The sequence below is a fragment of the Modicisalibacter sp. MOD 31.J genome (genome assembly GCF_020147985.1).
GTDB classification, from domain to species: Bacteria; Pseudomonadota; Gammaproteobacteria; order Pseudomonadales; family Halomonadaceae; genus Modicisalibacter; species Modicisalibacter coralii.
In genome coordinates this window covers 441,810-461,305 of record NZ_JAGXFF010000004.1, presented here as the reverse complement: position 1 = coordinate 461,305, position 19,496 = coordinate 441,810, and the positions used below count along the sequence as shown (strand labels likewise).

Annotated in this window: 18 protein-coding genes and 5 tRNA genes; 18 read left to right on the top strand and 5 right to left on the bottom strand. The window is 65.2% G+C overall.

What is annotated here, in order from left to right:
* Nucleotide 1 precedes the first annotated feature (1 nt).
* The 7 genes from bioF to KGR00_RS16065 all read left to right on the top strand — a co-directional run bounded on the left by bioF (nt 2) and on the right by KGR00_RS16065 (nt 6,303).
* Nucleotides 2-1,180 (top strand): 8-amino-7-oxononanoate synthase, encoded by a 1,179-nt coding sequence (gene bioF, locus KGR00_RS16095; protein WP_224419646.1) that lies wholly within the window; start codon nt 2-4, stop codon nt 1,178-1,180.
* Nucleotides 1,177-1,893: an alpha/beta fold hydrolase gene (locus KGR00_RS16090; protein WP_224419645.1), complete on the top strand. Its 717-nt coding sequence runs from the start codon at nt 1,177-1,179 to the stop codon at nt 1,891-1,893. Before bioF ends, KGR00_RS16090 begins: the two co-directional genes overlap by 4 nt.
* Complete coding sequence (locus KGR00_RS16085; protein ID WP_224419644.1) at nt 1,890-2,702, top strand: methyltransferase domain-containing protein; 813 nt, start codon at nt 1,890-1,892, stop codon at nt 2,700-2,702. Before KGR00_RS16090 ends, KGR00_RS16085 begins: the two co-directional genes overlap by 4 nt.
* Complete coding sequence (gene bioD / locus KGR00_RS16080) at nt 2,699-3,382, top strand: dethiobiotin synthase (RefSeq protein ID WP_224419643.1); 684 nt, start codon at nt 2,699-2,701, stop codon at nt 3,380-3,382. The genes KGR00_RS16085 and bioD overlap by 4 nt, the downstream gene beginning before the upstream one ends.
* A gap of 45 nt (nt 3,383-3,427) precedes the next feature.
* Nucleotides 3,428-3,512, top strand: a tRNA-Leu gene (locus KGR00_RS16075).
* Between the two features lie 427 nt (nt 3,513-3,939).
* The gene (locus KGR00_RS16070) at nt 3,940-5,655 is read left to right on the top strand and encodes a PilZ domain-containing protein (RefSeq protein WP_224419642.1); all 1,716 of its coding nucleotides are present in this window, start codon (nt 3,940-3,942) and stop codon (nt 5,653-5,655) included.
* 357 nt (nt 5,656-6,012) lie between these two features.
* Entirely contained in the window at nt 6,013-6,303 is a 291-nt protein-coding gene (locus KGR00_RS16065; protein WP_224419641.1) for a hypothetical protein, read from the top strand.
* A 270-nt stretch (nt 6,304-6,573) separates the two neighbouring features.
* On the opposite strand, the gene KGR00_RS16060 is transcribed toward KGR00_RS16065, so the two are convergent.
* Nucleotides 6,574-6,750, bottom strand: coding sequence for a hypothetical protein (locus KGR00_RS16060; RefSeq protein WP_162500813.1), 177 nt, complete (start codon nt 6,748-6,750; stop codon nt 6,574-6,576).
* Nucleotides 6,751-6,863: 113 nt separating this feature from the next.
* Nucleotides 6,864-7,580: a GntR family transcriptional regulator gene (locus KGR00_RS16055; RefSeq protein ID WP_129138836.1), complete on the bottom strand. Its 717-nt coding sequence runs from the start codon at nt 7,578-7,580 to the stop codon at nt 6,864-6,866.
* Nucleotides 7,581-7,882: 302 nt separating this feature from the next.
* Between KGR00_RS16055 and KGR00_RS16050 the strand changes: the two genes are divergently transcribed.
* From KGR00_RS16050 to KGR00_RS16040, 3 genes are all read left to right on the top strand, one after another.
* Complete coding sequence (locus KGR00_RS16050) at nt 7,883-8,647, top strand: SDR family oxidoreductase (RefSeq protein ID WP_224419640.1); 765 nt, start codon at nt 7,883-7,885, stop codon at nt 8,645-8,647.
* 88 nt (nt 8,648-8,735) lie between these two features.
* Complete coding sequence (locus tag KGR00_RS16045) at nt 8,736-9,728, top strand: TRAP transporter substrate-binding protein (protein WP_224419639.1); 993 nt, start codon at nt 8,736-8,738, stop codon at nt 9,726-9,728.
* A 78-nt stretch (nt 9,729-9,806) separates the two neighbouring features.
* Nucleotides 9,807-11,672, top strand: a complete 1,866-nt coding sequence (locus KGR00_RS16040; RefSeq protein WP_129138839.1) for a TRAP transporter large permease subunit — start codon at nt 9,807-9,809, stop codon at nt 11,670-11,672.
* Nucleotides 11,673-11,825: 153 nt separating this feature from the next.
* Here KGR00_RS16040 and KGR00_RS16035 read toward each other — a convergent pair whose 3' ends face one another.
* Entirely contained in the window at nt 11,826-12,083 is a 258-nt protein-coding gene (locus KGR00_RS16035) for a hypothetical protein (protein WP_129138840.1), read from the bottom strand.
* 237 nt (nt 12,084-12,320) lie between these two features.
* Nucleotides 12,321-12,396: transfer RNA gene (locus tag KGR00_RS16030), tRNA-Ala, on the bottom strand.
* Between the two features lie 201 nt (nt 12,397-12,597).
* Here KGR00_RS16030 and uvrY point away from each other — a divergent pair.
* The 8 genes from uvrY (at nt 12,598) to nadB (ending at nt 19,175) form a co-directional block, all read left to right on the top strand.
* Nucleotides 12,598-13,245: a UvrY/SirA/GacA family response regulator transcription factor gene (gene uvrY, locus KGR00_RS16025; protein ID WP_129138841.1), complete on the top strand. Its 648-nt coding sequence runs from the start codon at nt 12,598-12,600 to the stop codon at nt 13,243-13,245.
* Nucleotides 13,246-13,312: 67 nt separating this feature from the next.
* Complete coding sequence (uvrC, locus tag KGR00_RS16020) at nt 13,313-15,127, top strand: excinuclease ABC subunit UvrC (RefSeq protein WP_129138842.1); 1,815 nt, start codon at nt 13,313-13,315, stop codon at nt 15,125-15,127.
* A 61-nt stretch (nt 15,128-15,188) separates the two neighbouring features.
* Nucleotides 15,189-15,737 (top strand): CDP-diacylglycerol--glycerol-3-phosphate 3-phosphatidyltransferase, encoded by a 549-nt coding sequence (pgsA, locus tag KGR00_RS16015; RefSeq protein WP_129138843.1) that lies wholly within the window; start codon nt 15,189-15,191, stop codon nt 15,735-15,737.
* 58 nt (nt 15,738-15,795) lie between these two features.
* Nucleotides 15,796-15,870 (top strand) — tRNA-Gly (locus tag KGR00_RS16010).
* 220 nt (nt 15,871-16,090) lie between these two features.
* Nucleotides 16,091-16,164 (top strand) — tRNA-Cys (locus KGR00_RS16005).
* A gap of 32 nt (nt 16,165-16,196) precedes the next feature.
* A tRNA-Leu gene (locus tag KGR00_RS16000) sits at nt 16,197-16,283 on the top strand.
* Nucleotides 16,284-16,426: 143 nt separating this feature from the next.
* Nucleotides 16,427-17,608: an FUSC family protein gene (locus KGR00_RS15995; RefSeq protein WP_224419638.1), complete on the top strand. Its 1,182-nt coding sequence runs from the start codon at nt 16,427-16,429 to the stop codon at nt 17,606-17,608.
* Nucleotides 17,595-19,175: an L-aspartate oxidase gene (gene nadB / locus KGR00_RS15990; protein WP_224419637.1), complete on the top strand. Its 1,581-nt coding sequence runs from the start codon at nt 17,595-17,597 to the stop codon at nt 19,173-19,175. Before KGR00_RS15995 ends, nadB begins: the two co-directional genes overlap by 14 nt.
* On the opposite strand, the gene KGR00_RS15985 is transcribed toward nadB, so the two are convergent.
* Nucleotides 19,146-19,484 carry a hypothetical protein gene (locus tag KGR00_RS15985; protein ID WP_224419636.1) on the bottom strand — a complete coding sequence of 113 codons (339 nt, stop codon included), beginning with the start codon at nt 19,482-19,484 and terminating at the stop codon, nt 19,146-19,148. The genes nadB and KGR00_RS15985 overlap by 30 nt on opposite strands.
* Nucleotides 19,485-19,496 lie beyond the last annotated feature (12 nt).

Sequence of the window (19,496 nt, the reverse complement as noted above, 5' to 3'; positions counted from 1 at the left end):
CATGTGGCACGAGCCCCTCGAGCGACGCCTCGCCGAGCAACGCCGTGCCGGGCTATGGCGTGAGCGCGCCATCGTCGAGGCGCGGGGCGCGGGCTCCCCGAGCGACGACGACACGTGCCTGCGCGACTTCGCCGGCAACGACTACTTGGGCCTGGCCCGCGACCCGCGGCTGGCCGAGGCCCAGGCCGAGGGGGCCCGGCGTCACGGCGCCGGCGGACGCGCCTCGCACCTGGTCAGCGGCCACCTCGCGCCTCACCACGCCCTGGAAGAGCGGCTGGCGGCGCTGGTCGGGCGTCCGCGGGCGCTGCTGTTCTCGACCGGCTACATGGCCAATCTGGCCGTGCTCCAGGTGCTCGGCGAGGGCACGACACTGCTTCAGGACCGGCTCAATCACGCCTCGCTGCTCGATGGCGCACGGCTCGCCGGGGCACGCTCGCGGCGCTTCCATCATGGCGATCTCGGCGACCTCGAACGCCTGCTGGAGCGAGTCAACGCCGAGACGCCACGACTGATCGTCAGCGACGGCGTGTTCAGCATGGACGGCGACGTCGCCGACATCGCCGGGCTGGCCGAGATCGCACGATGCCACGGCGCCTGCCTGGCCATCGACGACGCCCACGGCATCGGCGTGCTCGGCGACCACGGCGACGGCTGCGTGGGCCACAAGCACGACAGTACGAGGGTGCCCGTGCTGACCGGCACCCTGGGCAAGGCGCTGGGCAGCGCGGGGGCCTTCGTCGCCGGTGACGCGACGCTGATCGACGCCCTGATCCAGTTCGCCCGCCCCTACATCTATACCACCGCGCAGCCACCGGGGGTCGCCTGTGCCACGCTGCGCGCGCTCGACATTCTCGCCGAGGAGCCCGAGCGCCGCCGGCGACTGCACGACCACATCGCCTACTGGCGCCAGGGCGCCGCCGCGCTGGGCCTGCCGCTGATGGCCTCGGACACGCCCATCCAGCCGCTGCTGCTCGGCGACTGCATCCGCACGCTGCGCTGGCGTGACGCTCTGCGGCGGCGAGGCTTCCTGGTCGGCGCGATTCGCCCGCCGACGGTGCCCCGCCATCAGGCGCGGCTGCGCATCACCTTGAGTGCCACCCACGAGCGCCACGAACTCGACGCCCTGCTCGAGGCGCTGGCGGAACTGGCCAGCCGCGAACCGCAAGAGGTGGCTTCATGACGAGACTGGTTCTGCTCGCCGGCTGGGGGATCGACGCGCGCATCTGGCAACCCCTCGCTCCCCACTGGCCGTCGAGCGTGCACGTCAGCGCGCCGGACTGGCCGGGTTATCGCCACCGGCCGGCCCTCGACGACCCGCAGGATCACGCTGCCCTCGCCGAGGCGATGCGTGACGACCTGCCCCGCGACGCCGTCTGGGTCGGCTGGTCGCTGGGCGGGCTGCTGGCCGGTGCCCTGCTCGATCACCTGCCGCCGCCACGCCGCCTGATCCTGCTCGGCACCACCGGTCGCTTCACCGATGCCCGCCCGGGCGGCGTCTCCCGCGACCAGCTCGACCAGTTCCGGAGTGCCTTCCAACGCCGCCCCGAGACTACCTGGCGCCATTTCCTGCGCTGGCAGACCCGCGGCGAGCCACGGCCGGGCCAGCAATGGCAGTCCCTGTCGGCCCTGCTCGGCGGCCAGCCACCAGCGGATACGGCGACACTGGCCGCGGGGCTGGATCAGCTCGCCGGTCTCGACCTGACCCCGCCATTGGCCTCGGCGCCATGCCCGCTTCACCGGCTCACCGGCGAACACGACCCGCTGCTGCCTCGGGAGGTCGATATCGAACGGCTCGCCGACGCCGGGCACTGCCCGCAACTCGGCGCCCCGGATGCCCTGGCCGCGCGGCTCGCCAGCCTGGCCGATCGCGTACAGCCCTCGGAGCTGACATGAACACCGTCAGCGTCACGCCCGTCTCGGCGCCTCACGATGCCGTCTGGCAGCGTCGCGTGGCGCGGGCCTTCGACCGGGCGGCACCGTACTATCGCCGTCGCGCCGTGGTCCAGCACCGCCTCGGCGAGCATCTCTGGCGACGCCTCCCCGCGCGGGCCACGCACATACTCGACCTGGGCTGCGGCCCCGGCGACTGGACGCGGCGGCTGTCCGAGCGCTATGCGACCACCGCGCTCGGCGTCGATCTGGCTCCGGCCATGCTCGAACAGGCGCGCCGGTCCCACGGCAGCCAGGGCCACTGGCTGTGCGCCGACGCCACCCGATTGCCGCTGGCCAGTGCCGGCATTGACCTGGTCTTTTCCAACCTGGCCGTCCAGTGGTGCCGGAACCTGCCGGCACTCTTCGAGGAACTCCACCGCGTGCTCGCCCCCGGCGGGCGGGCACTGATCAACACCCTCGGCCCCGATACCCTCGCCGAGGTCGCTCACGCCTGGTCGCAGCCCGGCTGCCCGGCGGCGCTGGAGCCCTTCATCGACACCGGCACCTATCGCGCCCTGGCCCGTAACGCGGGTTTCGACGTCGCCGTCGACGCGGCTCACCAATGCTTCCACTATCCCGACCTGCCCGCGGTCATGGACTCGATAAAGGGTGTCGGCGCCCAGGTCGCCCGTAGCGGCCCCCGCCTGCGTCGCGGCGACATCAGCCGGGCCGAGGCGCGCTTCGAGACGCTGCGCAACTCAGCGGGGCTGCCCGTGACCTACCACCGCCTGACACTCGAACTCGTCCGGCCACCAGAGACAACGCCATGAATCGCTACTTCGTCACCGGCACCGACACCGACGCCGGCAAGACCCTGGTCGCCGCCGCCCTGCTGGCCCGCGCCAAGGAGCGCGGCCGGCGCACGCTGGGTCTCAAGCCGGTCGCTTCGGGCTGCGAGATGACACCGGACGGCCTGCGCAACCGCGATGCGCTGATGCTCCAGCGCCAGAGCGAGCCCGCGGTGAGCTATGCGCAGGTCAATCCCTACGCCTTCGAACCCGCCATCGCCCCGCACCTGGCCGCGGCACGGGCCGGCAACGTGCCGGATCTGGAGACACTGGTATCATTGATGGCCCAGGCGCTGGCGGCCGGACGCGACCTGACGCTGATCGAGGGTGCCGGCGGTTGGCGGGTGCCACTCAACGAGACTCAGGACCTCGCCGACCTGGCCCGCGCACTCGACCTGCCGGTGATTCTGGTGGTCGGGGTGCGCCTGGGCTGCATCAGTCACGCCCGGCTGACGCAGGAGGCGGTTCGCGCCGATGGCCTTTACCTGGCCGGCTGGGTCGCCAATCAGGTCGACGCGAATTTCAACGGTCACGAGGGCACGCTGGACACGCTCGCGGCGTGGCTCGACGCCCCCTGCCTGGGCATCGTGCCCTGGCTGGGCCAGCACGCCACGCCCGAGCGGGCAGCCGCCTACCTGAGGCTGCCCAAGGATCTCGATTGACTTGTTCGGTCACGTCCGTAGAATACGGGCGTTTCCTGCCCCCCTGCGGATGTGGTGGAATTGGTAGACACGCTAGATTTAGGTTCTAGTGCCGAGAGGCGTGGGAGTTCGAGTCTCCCCATCCGCACCAAAAACCCGTTCAAAATCAATATATTGCCGAACAAGACATAGCCGGCATCGGCTAACCATGGTCAGTTCTTGGCATGCCTTGGTCAGCTTTTCCGCGCCCCATATTGGCCGCACTCTTCACCTGCCAGTCACCTGCCAGCCCCATCCCATCTGGATGCCTCTTGTTCGATCGGGCGTTCTTTCTGCTGCTGGTCACTGCAACGCTGAATATCGTCGCCATAGTGTAATCCCCGCATAAACTTCGCCAGTTAATATTTCACCCCCTATCAATTGACCTTACAAAACCACACAAAGCAAAAAGAAAAGGCGCTCAATGACTTAGCAAAACAGCAAAAAAAACCAATATTGACTTAGACTTCCACCGAATGGATATTCCAGGAAACTACAATAAAAACATGAGAGCCGATGGGTCACACGGGGGAATGCCCATGCCATTTTTGACCGGATACAATAATTTTGCCTATGCCATCGAAACGATCCTCAACAAGGGACATAATGTCTATATCTTGTCAAAATACGAACCACAGACTCTCCCGGCCACCATTCTGGAAGTCGACGCCGCCACTGGTAAGCTTCTTATAGAAGCACATTTCGATCAGGACAAGCTCGAGCGCTTCGTCTGGAACGGCAAGATCAATATCGACATCGAAATAATGAAGGAGGAAGATGAACCCGAGACTCTCAGCCTGGAACGGATTCAGGCATCGGCCTCCAAGAAATCGGGTGACACCTATCGACTGAGTTGCCAACTACCCAACTCGATCTTCGTGAAGGAAGCCCGGGGTAGTGTGCGCATCCCCTTCGTTCTCGGCATGAAAGCCAAGGCCAATATCGTCGTCTATGAAGGAGGAATGTCCCTCGCGGGCAGCGTCAAGAACTTGTCGATCGGTGGATGCCTGCTGGAAGTTGCCATCGAGGACAGCACGGCGCTCTCCGTCGGCCAGGACCTGGCCGAGGTGCATATCGAATTCCCCAACTGTCAATCCTTCACCAGCCATGCAAGGGTACGCCACATGCGCCCGCTAGGTGGAGGGTTGCAAGCCGCGGTGGGCATCGAATTTCTCGACATATCTCCCGAGCTGCAGAAGGACCTCAGTCACTTTGTCAACGAGTGCGAACGCGAGTCTGCCCGTCGAACCGGTCTCAAGCCTCTCGAGATCGCCACTTCGGCGCTTTTCATTGCCAGCGGGAAGACGCGCCAGATGCTTCAGAAAGAGCGTCGGGAGCATCTCAAGGCTACCAAGCTACCGCCCATGGTTCAGGGGGTTCGCGAAGTCGCCAGACGGCTACAATTGTCGTTGATGTTCCTGAAAAACCATCGCGACTTCCCTCAGGAGATTATCTACGATTGTGCGGATACGCTTCTCTATCTGTTGTCCAAGGAGCGCAAGCAGCTCCTCTATGCGCTCTCCTACCTGACGAGCGCCCCAGACTGGGTCCGTCACACCCTGGTGACCAGCGTCCGCCTGGCCGATTACATGCTGGCTAGCCCTGCGCTTGCCCACAAGGCGCGCGGGGCCATAGTCGGCTCCTTGCTGCACGTCATGGGCAAGTCGCTGCTGCTCAACCGCGACCTGCCCTCGCTCAAGGTCTGCATGACTCCGACGCAGAAGGAGATACTGCGGGGGCATGTCACGGCGCTGCTCGCAAAGTTCGACGAGATAGACTGGCAGCCGGGTAGCATCTGCCTTGACGTGATTGTCAACGCCAACGAACGCCTGGACGGTAGCGGCTATCCGGCCGGCAAGCGCGGTGACGCGCTTTCTGATGAAGCCCGCTATATGGCCGTCGTCAAGATCATCGACAAGCTGACCCATCCCCGTAACGGGGCGCCGCCCCAGCCGCCGATCGATGCCTACCGCTGGGTCAACGAACATTCGCAGTGTTACGAACGGTCGATGTTGGTCGAGTACATCCAGACCTACGGGCTCTATCCGATCGGCATGCTGGCCCGGTATTCGCAGGGCTTTCTGGCCTGGATCGTCGATGTCGACCTCAAGGGCTTGCCTAATAAGGTACACGTCGTCAAGAACTTGCACTTCTCCGATACCTCGCTGGATATCAACCTGACCCAAAACGACTTCGGCCAGATCGGCAAGCTCGAAAGCATCGTCAATCCTGCCGACTACGATATTTCCCGTTAGGGAAAAGCTGAATAAATCGACGAGCGAGATGAAGCGCGAGGCGCATGGAACGGAGAAAACGAGACATAACATGAAGTTAGGCGAGTTTTCGAGTACCACGCAACGAAGCGATTCGCTCGCGCAGGCATTTATGCAGCGTTTCCTTAGCAGCAGGGGGCTCGATCGCATGGAAGACGGAATGGCAACTCATGGGTACGTTTTGGCGAGCCAGGGCCTGAAGCCCGCCTCACCCATAAAACGCCGATGGCAGTCATTGATTGAACGTTTGGCGTATTGAGGGGTGCCGCGTTGTTGCCGTACAAGCATCGAGGGCTCGCCCGATACGGACGGACAACGACAGGACCGCGGGAGGCAGACGTGACGGATCTGGAACTGGGCTTCGTGGCCATGCTCAATGCCGGCTACAAGGAAGTGACAAGCGACACCGCGGGCGGCCCCGTCGGAGCCCCGGATCAAGCCTGCGTGAATGCGTGCTTCCTGCGCAGCGACAGTGACGAACTGCATTTCGAGCGCGTCAGCCACGACCAGCTAGAGGCGCGATACGAGCCGGCGCTGGCCATCTATGCGGGCGCCCCGATCGGGGTATTCCTGCGATGCGCCTGGTGGGACAACGACTCGGCGCCGGTGGCGTGGGCGGACTGGGATTGAGGCTCGCCCCTTCGTTTGTCACCCGACTTCCTCGCCGGCTGAGGAAATGCTGAATAAATCGACGAGCGGGATGAAGCGCGAGGCGCATGGAACGCAGAAAATGAGGCATAACATGAAGTTAGGCGAGTTTTCGAGTACCACGCAACGAAGCGATTCGCTCGCGCAGGCATTTATGCAGCGTTTCCCTGAGTGCCGCCGCTTTTACCCGTTGCGTGGAAACGTGACAGTGGATGCTGCCGGGGCCCGGTTACCGGCAGGCCACCCAGCGGGTCAGGCCTCGCGTTCGGGATGCGCGTTTCCACCCTGCCCCAGGTGATAGCTGCTGACCCCGGTTATCGTCCCGTCGATCAACTGACGTTCATCCTTTTCCGCCACGGCGGTCAACGGCATCAGGGCCGAGAGCACCACGGCGGCAATCGGCGAGAGAACCTTGTTGAGATACGGCATGACAGCCTCCTATCTATTAGCTTGCTATCAATATAGCCGATTCCAGCCCTTTCGTTAACCCCTTCGCTTCATCGCCCCCATAGACTACGGCTATCGCGGGACGCTCGAGAGGCTCAACTCAGGTCATGGGTCAGCGGCTCGATGCTCACGTCGAAATGGTAAGGCTCCAGTTGCCTTTCCAGCGGCGCGAACATGTCGTCCATGAAGTCCATCAACCGCTGCGTGGCGGTAACGGCCGTCTCGCTGTCACGGGCAATGATCGCCTCGAGAATATGGACATGCAGTTGCACGTTGTCGTGCACGCTGTCGTCGGTGCCCAGGTGGCTCTGATAGAGAAAGCCCAGCCGCCGAAAGATCGTGTGCAGGGGCCGCAACGAGCGCTCGACGAAGGGTTCGGCACAGGCATCGAGCAACAATCGGTCCATGCGCTTGTCGAGTTCGTTGAACTGGCGCATGTCCTGGCTGGCCTCGACCTCCCGCAGCGCACGCGCCAGATAGTGCATCTGGTTGCGAACCAGCCCACTGGCATTGTCGATCGCCAGGCCGACGACGAAACACTCGAGGTGCCGGCGGATTTCGAGCAGGCGGCGTTCGCGAACCAGATCGATGGGCGTCACCCGCACCCCACGCCCGGCACGCACTTCCAGCAGCGTGTCGTCCGACAACTTTCTGATCGCCTCCAGCACCGGCGTGCGCCCCAGTTCCACCCGCTCCTGCAGGTCGGCCATGGTCATGAAGGCGCCCGGTTTCAGCTCCAGATGGGCAATCAGGGTCTCCAGCCGTTCGTAGGCCAGCTCGCCCTGAGACAGTCCTGATGACTCTGTTTTCATGGTCTTAACAATTCTTCACTGGTGAAGTGCGCTTACGCATTAGCCATAAGTATCATGGTATATCAAGGTATTGACCAATATATTTCTTAACAGGCGCTTGAGTCGAGCCCCCTAATTCACGACACATCGTCAGCCAATCATCCCGGCTGTGTGCTGTCCGAATCCGCCGGATAATCGCGCCATCCCGGCGCGGAATGGCCTGCGAAGCCAGACATGACTTGCGGCGTGAACGCCCTTCGGACGGGGTGCCAGTACACCACAACATTTCAAGAATCGGCCCCACTCAGGAGGAGAAACGACCGATGAACCTATTCGACCTTTCCGGAAAGACGGCCCTCGTCACGGGCTCCTCGGGCGGCCTGGGCCATGCCATGGCGCGGGGACTGGCCGAGGCCGGGGCGCGCATCGTCTTGCATGGGCGCGACGCCGAAAAACTCGAGAAGGCACAGCAATCGCTACGCGATGCCGGTCACGAAGCGGCCATTACGTCCTTCGATGTCACCGACGAAAGTGGCATCGCCGAGGCACTGGACGCACTGGAAGAGAACGGCCTTCCGATCGACATCCTGGTCAACAATGCCGGCATGCAGTTGCGCAAGCCGATGGTCGACCTCGAACGAGACGAGTGGCAGAAGGTCATCGATACCAATCTCTCCAGTGCCTTTCTCGTCGGCCGTCAGGTTGCCCGTCGCCTGATCGAGCGTGGCCAGGGCGGCAAGGTGATCAACATCGGCTCGCTGATGAGCTCGGTGGCCCGCCCCACGGTGGCGCCCTATACCGCCGCCAAGGGCGGCATTCGTCTCTTGACCCAGTCGATGGCGGCCGAGTGGGCGGAACACGGCATCCAGGCCAACGCCATCGGTCCCGGCTACATGATCACCGAGATGACCCAGCCGCTGGTCGACGACAAGGCGTTCAACGACTGGATCATCGGCCGCACGCCGTCCCGGCGTTGGGGCACGCCCGACGACCTGGTCGGCACGGCGGTCTATCTCGCCTCGCCCGCCTCGAGCTACGTCAACGGGCAGATCATCTACGTCGACGGCGGCATGCTCGCCGTCCTCTGAGCGACTCGCGCCGACCGACCACGGCGGCCCCACCCACAACGACAACCCTCCACCGACGACCGGACGAACAACACAAGAGGTTCACGACATGTCGATCAAGCAACGCCTTCGCCAGCTCCCTGCACTGACACTGCTCGGGGCGGCCATGACCTTCGGCGGCAGCGCACTGGCCGCCGACTACAACGCCAAGCTGTCGCTCGATGTTCCGGAAGGCAACACCAAGTACGTGGCCGCCAAGCAGTTCGCCGACCTGGTGCGCGAAAAGACCCACGAGGATGTCGACATCAAGCTGTTTCCCAACAGCGTGCTCGGCGGCGAGAACGAGTCCGCGGAAGGCATCCGCCTGGGCTCCGTGCAGATGGGCATCATCACCAGTTCGGTGCTGACCTCCTGGGTGCCCGAGGTTCAGGTCCTCGACCTGCCCTATCTGATCAACAGCGACGAACAGGCCGTGGCGATCAACCAGCCCCTCACCGACGAGCTGGCACCCAAGTTCGCGGAACAGAACTTCCACCTGCTGGGGTTCTCGGTCAACGGTATCCGCCAGTTGATGAGCAGCTTCCCGATCCACTCGGTGGAAGACATTCAGGGCAAGAAGATGCGCGTCATCCAGAGCCCGCTGCACGTCGCCATGTGGCGCGCCGCCGGCGCCAATCCGACGCCGATCCCCGCGCCCGAGATCTACAACTCGATGCAGACCGGGGTGATCGACTTCTTCGACAACACCGCGACCAACTATCTGACCAACCGCTTCTACGAAGTCGCGCCCTACTACGTGAAGACCGGCCACGTCTACGCGATGGGCACCTGGGTGGTGTCGCAGAGCTGGTGGCAGCGCCTGCCCGAGGAGTACCAGCAGGCGATCACCGAGGCCGCTCACGAGGTGCAGGAAAAACTGCCGGCGATGCGCCAGAAGGATGACCAGGCGGCACTGGCCAAGACCGAAGAGGATGGTGCCACCGTCATCGAGATCGACGACAAGGGCCCCTGGAAGAAGGCCATGCAACCGGTCAAGGCGGAGTACATCGAGAAGATTCCCGACGGCAAGGCACTGGTCTCGCTGATCGAGAACGCCGACTGAGCCAGTCGACGGCCCCGTCATGACGACGGGGCCCCTGCGTTTCCCTTCCAATGGCATTGCCATTCTGGAGCCTACCGGATGTCCGCCTTTCGTCTTTCTCTCGCCCTGCCGTCGCTGGGGATCGGCCGTATCGCGACCGGTCTGGAGTCGGCGGTGCGCCTGCTGATCTTCGTCGACCTTCTGGCGATGACACTGGATGTGTTCGCCGGCGTGGTCTCGCGCTACGTGTTCAACGATGCCTTTTCCTGGACGGCCGAATTCGCGGTGTGGTCGTTCACCTGGCTGATCTTCCTCGGTGCAGCGCTGGGCATCCGCTACCAGCGTCACGTCGCCGCCGACTTCCTGCCGCAGAATCTGCCAGGCTGGCTGTCGGGCTCGCTCGGCTTCGCGCAGAGCCTGATCATGGCCCTGACGGTGCTGATGATGGTGTTCGGCGGCTATCAGCTCGCCACCCTGGTCGGCGGCGTCAGCGCCAGCCTCGAATGGCCCAAGGCCTACAAGTACGCCGTCATTCCGCTGTTCGGCGTGATCAGCCTGGTCTTCCTGCTGGCCCGCGACGCCGGGACCCTGCGGGTGCTCTTGCGCAACCTCCTGGCGCTGGTGCTGGCCGGCCTGCTCTATCTGGGCATGGACCACGGCCTGCTGGGTCCGCTTCAGGGCCTCTCGCCCAGCCTGATCATGCTGGTGGCCTTCTTCGTCGCCTTGAGCGTCGGCGTGCCAGTGTCGTTCTCGCTGATGTTCGGCGTCTTTCTGGCCAGCTCGGCCTCGTTCATTCTGCCGGCGCCGGCGGTGGTCCAAAACATGGTGACGGGGTCGACCAAGTTCATCCTGCTGGCGATTCCGTTCTTCCTGTCGACCGGCTATCTGCTCAACCTGGGCGGGCTGTCCACACGTCTGATCGACTTCGCCTCCAGCCTGGTCGGCCACCTGCGCGGCGGCCTGGCCCACGTCAACGTGCTCAACAGCCTGATGGTCGGCGGCATTTCCGGCTCGTCGAGCGCCGACGCCGCCAGCAGCACCAAGATCCTGGTTCCCGAGATGGTCCGGCGCGGCTATTCGCCGGCGTTCTCGTGCGCCGTCACCGCCTCCTCGGCGATCCTGCCCAACGTCGTGCCGCCGGCCATCGCCATGCTGGTGTACGCCTCGGTGGCCAACGTGTCCATCGCCCGGCTGTTCATGGCCGGCATCCTGCCGGCGATCCTCTGCGCCGGCGCCCTGATGGGGGTGGCCTACCTGATCTCGGTACGTCGCCATTACCAGACGGCCACGGCAAGGGCGCCCGGTAGCGAGATCTGGCGCACCTTCCTGCGCGCCCTGCCGGTGCTGGTGATCACCGTCGGCGTCCTCGGCGGCATCCGCTTCGGCGTCATCACCGCCACCGAGGCCGGTGTCGTGGCGCTGATCTGGACCTTCGTGCTCGGCAAGTGGGTGTTCCGCGCCTACGGCTGGGGCCGCTTCTATCGTGCCTTCGCGGAATGCGGCACCGACGCCGCACTGGTGGGCTTTCTGATCGCCGCCTCGGTGCCCTTCGCCTGGATCCTGATCGCCGAACAGGTGCCCCAGACCATCGTCGCCTGGGCAGGCAGCATCGCCGACGGCCAGTTCGGCCTGTTCGTCATCCTGCTGCTGGTACTGGCCGCCGCCGGGATGTTCCTCGACCTGACCCCGGCGATGCTGATCATCGCCCCGCTGTTCCTGCCGATGATGACCAACGCCGGCGTCGATCCGGTCCAGCTCGGCATCATCATGATCATCACTCTGCAACTGGGCGGTGTCTCGCCGCCGGTGGGGCTGCTGGTGTTCATCTCCTCGCAGATCGCCAAGGTCTCGCCCTCCGCGGTGTTCCGCGCCGTGACGCCGTTCATCGCCGCCGCGATGGGGGTCGTGCTGCTGCTGTGCCTCTTTCCGGGACTCACCCTGGGCATCTGGGAGCTGATGGAATAAGAGCCCGGCAAAGGGCTCACGCTAGCGGCGACGAAAAAAGGCCGGCCTGCCCCCTTCGGGCAGACCGGCCTTTTTGTCTCTTCTCCATCAGCACGACCAGCAGGACGCGGCGCCCGAGGGCGCGCATCAGGCCGCCGGGCCTGACGAGGGCGCCTAGGCGCTCAGCCGTTGCTCGGGCTCGGCCAGCACCTGCTTGAGATGAGCGACGTCCGCGGCGGTGCTCGCCTCGGTGAACTGCGCGAGCACTCGCTCCGCCTCGGCATGGATGGCGTTGCGAATGTAGTCGTCGTAGAGGGTGACGAAGCCTTCGCAGGCGCGGCAATAGAGCTCGTCGGTGAGCCCCGGATTACCGGTCCAGAAATTGGCTTCTTGACAATGCGGGCACGTGACTTGCCGGGTACGATTGAACATGATGGCCTCCTGCCAGATTGAGCGATCTCGAGCCACCCTGGCCCGAGTATCCCGTCGCGCCGACTCCTTCGGCGACTAACGAGTCTCTAGCATAAGACATCCGTGAACTTATACAAGGGCGGCGACGCACGATCGGAGAGCGACGCCGTGGCGACGACGGGATCCAACTGGAGGAATCGACCGGCAGCACACAACGAAAAAGCCGCCCGGCAATGCCGGACGGCTTTTCGAGAATCTTGGTGGAGCCTAGCGGGATCGAACCGCTGACCTCAACACTGCCAGTGTTGCGCTCTCCCAGCTGAGCTAAGGCCCCAATCGCGTTACCTGCCTGCCGTGTCGGCCTGCTTGGCAACGGCACGAATAGTACGCGACCACCCTTTCCCCGTCAAGTACTCGCGTTAGACCCGGTGGCTGGCGTCCCCATATCAGAAAACAGTAAACTGACCGCGCCGGAACCGATAACGGATTCTCGCACTCACTACGCCAGAAAGAAAAAGATGCCAGGAGCGAGCACTTGATCAGGGTTCTAGTCGCAGACGACCATCACCTCGTTCGCACCAGCATCGCGCGCATGCTGGACGCGGAGGAAGGCTTGCGCGTCGTCGGCGAAGCCGCCGACGGCGAAGAAGCCATCAGCCAGGCGCGAAACACCCGTCCCGATCTCGTCCTCATGGACATCCGCATGCCCGGGATCGGTGGCCTGGAGGCAACCCGCAAGATCGCCCGGGGCATGTCCGACATCAAGGTGATCGTACTCACTGCCTACCTCGAGGACACCTTCGCCCAGCGTCTTCTCGACGCCGGGGCCAGCGGTTTCATCAGCAAGGGCACCGAACTCGACGAGATGGTCAGGGCGATTCATTGCGTCCATGCCGGCCAGCGTTACATCAGTCCCGACATCGCCCAGCGACTGGTTCTGGCGAAGCTCGACAGTCAGGAAAACCCCTTCGATCAACTCTCCAGCCGCGAGTTGCAGGTGGCGATGATGATCGTCAACTGCCACAAGGTCAGCGAAATCTCGGACAGCCTGTTTCTCAGTCCCAAGACGGTGAACACCTACCGCTATCGCATCTTCGAGAAGCTCGGTGTCCAGTCGGACGTCGAGCTGACTCACCTGGGACTGCGCTTCGGCCTGATCGAGGACTATCCGGCGCCGGGCTGATTCGTCCGACGCCACCCGCCGGTGAATTTGCTATCCTCGGGGCCTTTTCCAGTCAATCGAACGGCCCATGAGTTTCGACGCCAAGCACTTTCTCAAGACGGTCAGCGAAGCGCCGGGCGTCTATCGGATGCTCGATGCCGAGGAGAACATTCTCTACGTCGGCAAGGCCAAGCGGCTCAAGGCCCGTCTGGCCAGCTACTTCCGCGGCGCGCTCAATGCCAAGACCCAGGCGCTGGTCGCGCGGATCGCCGATATCCAGGTCACCATCACACGCAGCGAGACCGAGGCGCTGCTGCTCGAGCAGACGCTGATCAAGGAGCAGCGCCCGCCCTACAACATCCTGCTGCGCGACGACAAGTCATACCCCTACGTCTTCGCCAGCGACCGCCACCCCTACCCCGCCCTGGAGTTCAAGCGGGTGCGCCACAAGCGCAACGACGGCCGCTATCTCGGGCCTTTCCCGAGTTCCGTCGCGGTCCGAGAGAGCCTGGCGCTGATGCAGAAGATCTTTCGCATCCGCAACTGCGAGGACAGCGTCTTCGCTCACCGCACGCGCCCCTGCCTGCAGTACCAGATCAATCGCTGCAGTGCCCCCTGCGTCGATTACATCAGCGAGGCCGAGTACCGCCGCGACCTGGAGCACGCCGTGCTGTGTCTCGAAGGCAAGAGCGAGCAGGTCACCGCGCAGTTGACCGCCGCCATGGAGGCGGCGAGCCGTGCGTTGAACTTCGAGGAAGCGGCACGCCTGCGCGACCAGATCCAGCAGCTGCGCCGCCTGCAGGAGCGCCAGATCGTCGATACCGGCAGCGGCGAGGCCGACGTCTTCGCTCTCGCCCAGCGACCGGGCGGCCTGTGCATCAGTCTGCTCACCGTGCGCCAGGGGCGGGTACTGGGGGCCCGTCACTTCGCCCCCGACAATGGCCTCGACCTCGGCGAGGCCGAGCTGCTCGGCGAATTCGTCAGCCAGTACTATCTCGGTCAGGAACGCGAGTTGCCCCAGGAGGTGCTGACCAGTCATGCGCTGCCCGATGTCGCCCTGTTGCAGTCGGCGCTCGCCGAGAAGGCCGGCCGACGGTTGCGCATCGCCCACCAGGTGCGTGGTCATCGCGCCCAGTGGCTGCAGCTGGCCCGTACCAACGCCGAACAGCACCTGGCCACCGAGCTGGCCAATCGCAGCCAGTTGTCGCGGCGCTTCGAGTCGTTGCAGGAAGCCCTGGCCATGGACGCGCCGCCCGAGCGCATCGAGTGTTTCGACATCAGTCACAGCCATGGCGAGGCGACCGTCGCCTCCTGCGTGGTCTTCGATCACGACGGTCCGGTGAAATCGGACTACCGCCGTTTCAACATCGAGGGCGTGGCTGCCGGCGACGACTACGCGGCGATGCGCCAGGCCCTGGAGCGGCGCTTCAAGCGTCTGCAGAAAGGCGAGGGCAAATGCCCCGACATCCTGCTCGTCGATGGCGGCAAGGGCCAGCTCAACATGGCCCGCGAGGTCTTCGAGTCGCTCGACGTGGCCGGCGTGCGCCTGATCGGTGTCGCCAAGGGCACTACCCGCAAGCCGGGCCTCGAGACGCTGTTCCTCGAGACGGTCGATCGCAGCCTGACCCTCGAGGGCAGCTCGCCGGCCCTGCACCTGATCCAGCACGTGCGCGACGAGGCGCACCGATTCGCCATCACCGGCCACCGCCAGCGTCGCGACAAGGCGCGTCGCACCTCGACGCTGCAGGACATCCCGGGCGTCGGCCCCAAGCGCCGCCGCGAACTGCTGCGCTTCTTCGGCGGCTTGCAGGGGGTGCGCCGCGCCACCCGCGAGGAACTCGCTCGCGTGCCCGGCATCAGCGCCAGCCTGGCGGCGTCGATCCATCAGGCGCTGCATGGATGAAGCCCCATCGCGCGGGTAGAATGCAGCTTTACGTAAACCGGCAAGGGACCCCTGCTGAGCGATGAACATCCCCAATATCCTGACCATGGCCCGTATCGTGTTCATCCCGCTGCTGGTGATCCTCTTCTACCTGCCCTATGCCTGGAGCTTTCTGGTCACCGCCGCCCTGTTCGCCCTGGCCGCCGTCACCGACTGGCTGGACGGCTACCTGGCCCGCCGCTGGGATCAGAGCACGCCTTTCGGCGCCTTCCTCGACCCGGTGGCCGACAAGGTGATGGTCGCCGTGGCCCTGGCCCTGCTGATCGAGCGCTTCGACTCGGCCTGGCTGACACTGCCCGCCCTGGTGATCATCGGCCGCGAGATCGTGATCTCGGCCCTGCGCGAATGGATGGCGGAAATGGGCAAGCGAGCCAGCGTCGCCGTCTCCTGGATCGGCAAGATCAAGACCACCCTGCAGATGGTCGCCCTGCTGCTGCTGCTGGCCTCGCCGCCGGGTACCTGGCTCTCCGACCTGGGCGTCGTCACGCTCTACCTGGCCGCGATCCTGACCTTGTGGTCGATGATCCAATACCTGCGCGCCGCCTGGCCGCACCTCACCCGCTCGCTGTGAGCGGACCATAAACGTTTGACAGTCACGCACTTATCCGTATAATGCGCACTCGAGTCGAGCGGGAATAGCTCAGTGGTAGAGCATCGCCTTGCCAAGGCGAGGGTCGCGAGTTCGAATCTCGTTTCCCGCTCCAGACTTCGATTCGGATTATTGTTCGGATCAGGAGTTGGAAAAGAGGGTCGCGAGCTGGAGCGCCAGTCCGATCGAATCCTGTTTCCCGCTCCAGACTTCGATTCGGACTATCGTTCGAATCAGGAGTTGGAAAACGAGGGTCGCGAGCTGGAGCGCCAGCCCGGTGGAACGCCACCCGATCAAATCCCGTTTCCCGCTCCAATTATCGAAATGTTCGATATGGCTGGATGGCAGAGTGGTTATGCAGCGGACTGCAACTCCGTGTACGCCGGTTCGATTCCGACTCCAGCCTCCATTTCCCCGCCTGAAACCGGCACCTTCCTTCCTGCCCGGATGGCGAAATTGGTAGACGCAAGGGACTTAAAATCCCTCGGTGGTAACACCGTGCCGGTTCGAGCCCGGCTCCGGGCACCAGGCACCTCGATTCCACCGGCCTCCATGCGGCAACCGACTCATCACGCAACGCCCCCTGCCGCTTGCGGTTTCATGGCATGCTCCCTCGGGGCGAATACGCCACCCCCAGCGAGCCCGTTCGGCACTCGACAAGGCCGCGTCCGATGAAACTGCCACGCCTGCGCGACCCCTATTTCAACTACTTTCATCGCCACCGGCTGCACGTTCTGCGCACCAGCCTGGCGCTGGTGATCACTTATGCACTGATCCGCAGCCTGGCCCTGCCCCACGGCAGCTGGGCGCTGGTCAGCAGTCTCATGGTCATGGGCAATCTGCCGCACATCGGCGGCGTTCTCGACAAGGGGCTGCAGCGCCTGCTGGGCACGGTGCTGGGCGCGCTCTGGGGCATCCTCCTGATTCTGATCCCGGAACCGTCACCCGGCGTCGTCCCCGCCTGGACCCTGATCAGCATCGCCGTCGCCACCCACGCCACCTTCGCCACCCGCTACGGTTACAGCGCGCTGATGTTCGGCATCTCGCTGCTGCTGGTGGTCGGCAGCGGCGACAACGACCTGAGCGTGGCACTGTGGCGGGCGGCCAACGTCCTGCTCGGCACCCTCATCGGCATCGGCGTCACGCTGCTGGTGCTGCCCCAGAAGGCCACCGACACCTTTCGCTTTCTGCTCGCCGACAATCTCGACAAGCTGGCGCGGCTCTATCACGCTCACACCAGCAGCGCCTCCGCCGACAACGACCTGGACACCCGCGAACTGCTGAAGACGACGACCGCGCAACTGGTCAAGCAGCGCAGCCTGGTCGACGCCATTCACCGCGAGCGGCGATTGCGCCGTGATGCCCTGGAGGACATCCTGTCCCTGCAGCGGCGAATGCTTTCCACCGTCGAGCTTTTGCTGGAAACTCACTGGACCACCCGCGAGGGCCACGACCGCATCGACGCCATGGACGGCCTGCGTGACGAGCAGCACCGCCTGGCCCGCGGGCTGGGCACGCTGGCCTTCCAGGTCCGCACCGGCCAGGCGATCCGGGTCAGCGTGACCCGCTTCGACCCGCAACGCTATGCCGACCAGGCGACGACCGCCCGCGGCGCGGATGGTCGCATGCTGTTCAGCCCCAGCGGCTATCTGTGGCTCAATCGCGAGCTGGCACGCCTGACCCGCGAGATGAGCCTGCGCCTGGCCCGGCTGCGGCGCCTGCCCAGCCGTCGCCTGCGGCGACGCGCCAGTCGTCATACCCTGATCAGCGATGCCCGCCGCCTGGCCATCGGCAACGCCGATACGCCCCACGAGAACCACGGAGGAAGAAACGAACGCCATGACTCGCAGTGAGCACGATGTTCTCGTCGTCGGCGGCGGCGTCGCCGGCCTGACCCTGGCCCTCGAACTCGCCGATCATCGGCAGGTCACCCTGCTCCGACCGGTGCAGGACGACATCGGCGCCAGCCGCTGGGCCCAGGGCGGAATAGCCGCGGTTCTCGACCCGCGGGATGCGGTGGAGGACCATGTCCAGGACACCCTGATCGCCGGTGACGGCCTGTGCGACGAGGAGGCGGTGCGTTTCACCGTCACCCACAGCACCGCGGCGATCGAATGGCTGGTAGCGCTCGGCGTGCCCTTCACCCCGGACCCCACGCCGGACGCCCCCTACCCCTTTCACCTGACGCGCGAAGGCGGGCACGGTACCCGGCGCATCATCCACGCCGCCGACGCCACCGGACAGGCACTGATCGAGACACTGCTCGAGCGCGTCTTCGGCGACCCGCGCATCCAGGTGCGCGACGACCTGCAGGCCATCGAGCTGCTCGCCGACGCGCAGCGTGCCTGCTGTGGCGCCCTGTGCCTCGACGCCGCGGGCAATCCGGTCACGCTCGCCGCCCGTGACGTGGTGCTTGCCACCGGCGGGGCCAGCGGCCTGTTCCGGCACACCACCAGCCCCGCGCCGGCCTGTGGCGAAGGCATGGCCATGGCCGCCGCGCTCGGCGCCACCCTGATGAACCTGGAATTCCAGCAGTTCCACCCCACCTGCCTCTATGACCCAGCGGGCGCCCCCTTCCTGATCAGCGAGGCGGTACGCGGCGAGGGCGGACGGCTGCGCGACATCCACGGGCGGGCCTTCATGACCGACTACGACAGCCGCGCCGAACTCGCGCCGCGCGACGTGGTCGCCCGCGCGATCCATGCGGAGATGCAGCGCACCCGCGCCTCCCACGTATTGCTGGACGTCACCCACCTGCCCGCCGCGCAGATCGCCCATCATTTCCCGACCATCCAGGCCCACTGCCAGTCCCGCGGACTCGATATCACCCGTCAGCCGATTCCCGTGGTTCCCGCGGCTCACTACAGTTGCGGCGGCGTCGCCACCGACCTCAACGGTGCCAGCGACGTGCCCCATCTGTACGCGATCGGCGAAGTCGCCTGCACCGGCCTGCACGGCGCCAACCGCATGGCCAGCAACTCGCTGCTCGAATGCCTGGTATTCGCCCGCGCGGCGGCGCGCGCGCTGCGCGAGGACACGTCACGGGAGATCGCCGGCGACCCGGCGACCCACCGCGCCGGCGGCGAGGCACCGATGCCCCCTGCCGAGGCCAACGCAGGACTGCAGGAACTGCGCAGCCTCATGAGCGCCCATGCCGGCATCGTGCGCCACGATGCCGGCATGGACGAAGGGCTCCGGGCGCTGGAGGCACTGGCCGAGCGTTACGCCCCGTTCTGGCGACGCCAGCGACCCAGCGTCGAATCGGCACGCCTGCACCACGCCACCCGGCTGGCGATCCTGCTGATGCAGGCCGCACGCCGGCGTCGTGAATCGCGCGGACTGCACTACAACCGCGACTGCCCGGACCGGCAACCCGGCCCGGCGCGGGCCTCACGCTCCCGCCTCGCCCCGCCAGAGTAACAGCCGCCGCAGATGCCAGCGCTGCCGAGGGCCCGCGCTGTCGGGCCAGACCCAGCGGCACTGCCCGTCGATACGCAGGCCGGCCAGCCAGGGCCCCAGGTAGAAGCCATCGACACTCGCCGAACGCCACTCGCCGTCCCGCCGGCGCTGCCAGCCGGGGGCGGCACCGGGGACCCAGCGCAGCTGGATCGGGGTCTCGCCGCGCCATTCGACGGCCAGCCCCGTCACCAGAGCGGCCAGGCTGAGCATCCACAGCCACCCGGGCGCGAAGGCGATCAGCAGAGAAACGACGGCCGCTCCCAAGGCCACGGAGAGGCCGCG

What these genes read in the sequence shown, in the direction of transcription:
- uvrC (WP_129138842.1), top strand. Translation starts at nt 13,313, where the DNA reads ATGAGTTTCGACGCCAAGCACTTTCTCAAGACGGTCAGCGAAGCGCCG.
- KGR00_RS16060 (WP_162500813.1), bottom strand. Translation starts at nt 6,750, where the DNA reads ATGCCGTATCTCAACAAGGTTCTCTCGCCGATTGCCGCCGTGGTGCTC.
- KGR00_RS16070 (WP_224419642.1), top strand. Translation starts at nt 3,940, where the DNA reads ATGCCATTTTTGACCGGATACAATAATTTTGCCTATGCCATCGAAACG.
- pgsA (WP_129138843.1), top strand. Translation starts at nt 15,189, where the DNA reads ATGAACATCCCCAATATCCTGACCATGGCCCGTATCGTGTTCATCCCG.
- KGR00_RS16045 (WP_224419639.1), top strand. Translation starts at nt 8,736, where the DNA reads ATGTCGATCAAGCAACGCCTTCGCCAGCTCCCTGCACTGACACTGCTC.
- KGR00_RS15995 (WP_224419638.1), top strand. Translation starts at nt 16,427, where the DNA reads ATGAAACTGCCACGCCTGCGCGACCCCTATTTCAACTACTTTCATCGC.
- KGR00_RS16050 (WP_224419640.1), top strand. Translation starts at nt 7,883, where the DNA reads ATGAACCTATTCGACCTTTCCGGAAAGACGGCCCTCGTCACGGGCTCC.
- KGR00_RS16090 (WP_224419645.1), top strand. Translation starts at nt 1,177, where the DNA reads ATGACGAGACTGGTTCTGCTCGCCGGCTGGGGGATCGACGCGCGCATC.
- KGR00_RS16085 (WP_224419644.1), top strand. Translation starts at nt 1,890, where the DNA reads ATGAACACCGTCAGCGTCACGCCCGTCTCGGCGCCTCACGATGCCGTC.
- nadB (WP_224419637.1), top strand. Translation starts at nt 17,595, where the DNA reads ATGACTCGCAGTGAGCACGATGTTCTCGTCGTCGGCGGCGGCGTCGCC.
- bioD (WP_224419643.1), top strand. Translation starts at nt 2,699, where the DNA reads ATGAATCGCTACTTCGTCACCGGCACCGACACCGACGCCGGCAAGACC.
- KGR00_RS16055 (WP_129138836.1), bottom strand. Translation starts at nt 7,580, where the DNA reads ATGAAAACAGAGTCATCAGGACTGTCTCAGGGCGAGCTGGCCTACGAA.
- KGR00_RS16035 (WP_129138840.1), bottom strand. Translation starts at nt 12,083, where the DNA reads ATGTTCAATCGTACCCGGCAAGTCACGTGCCCGCATTGTCAAGAAGCC.
- bioF (WP_224419646.1), top strand. Translation starts at nt 2, where the DNA reads ATGTGGCACGAGCCCCTCGAGCGACGCCTCGCCGAGCAACGCCGTGCC.
- KGR00_RS16040 (WP_129138839.1), top strand. Translation starts at nt 9,807, where the DNA reads ATGTCCGCCTTTCGTCTTTCTCTCGCCCTGCCGTCGCTGGGGATCGGC.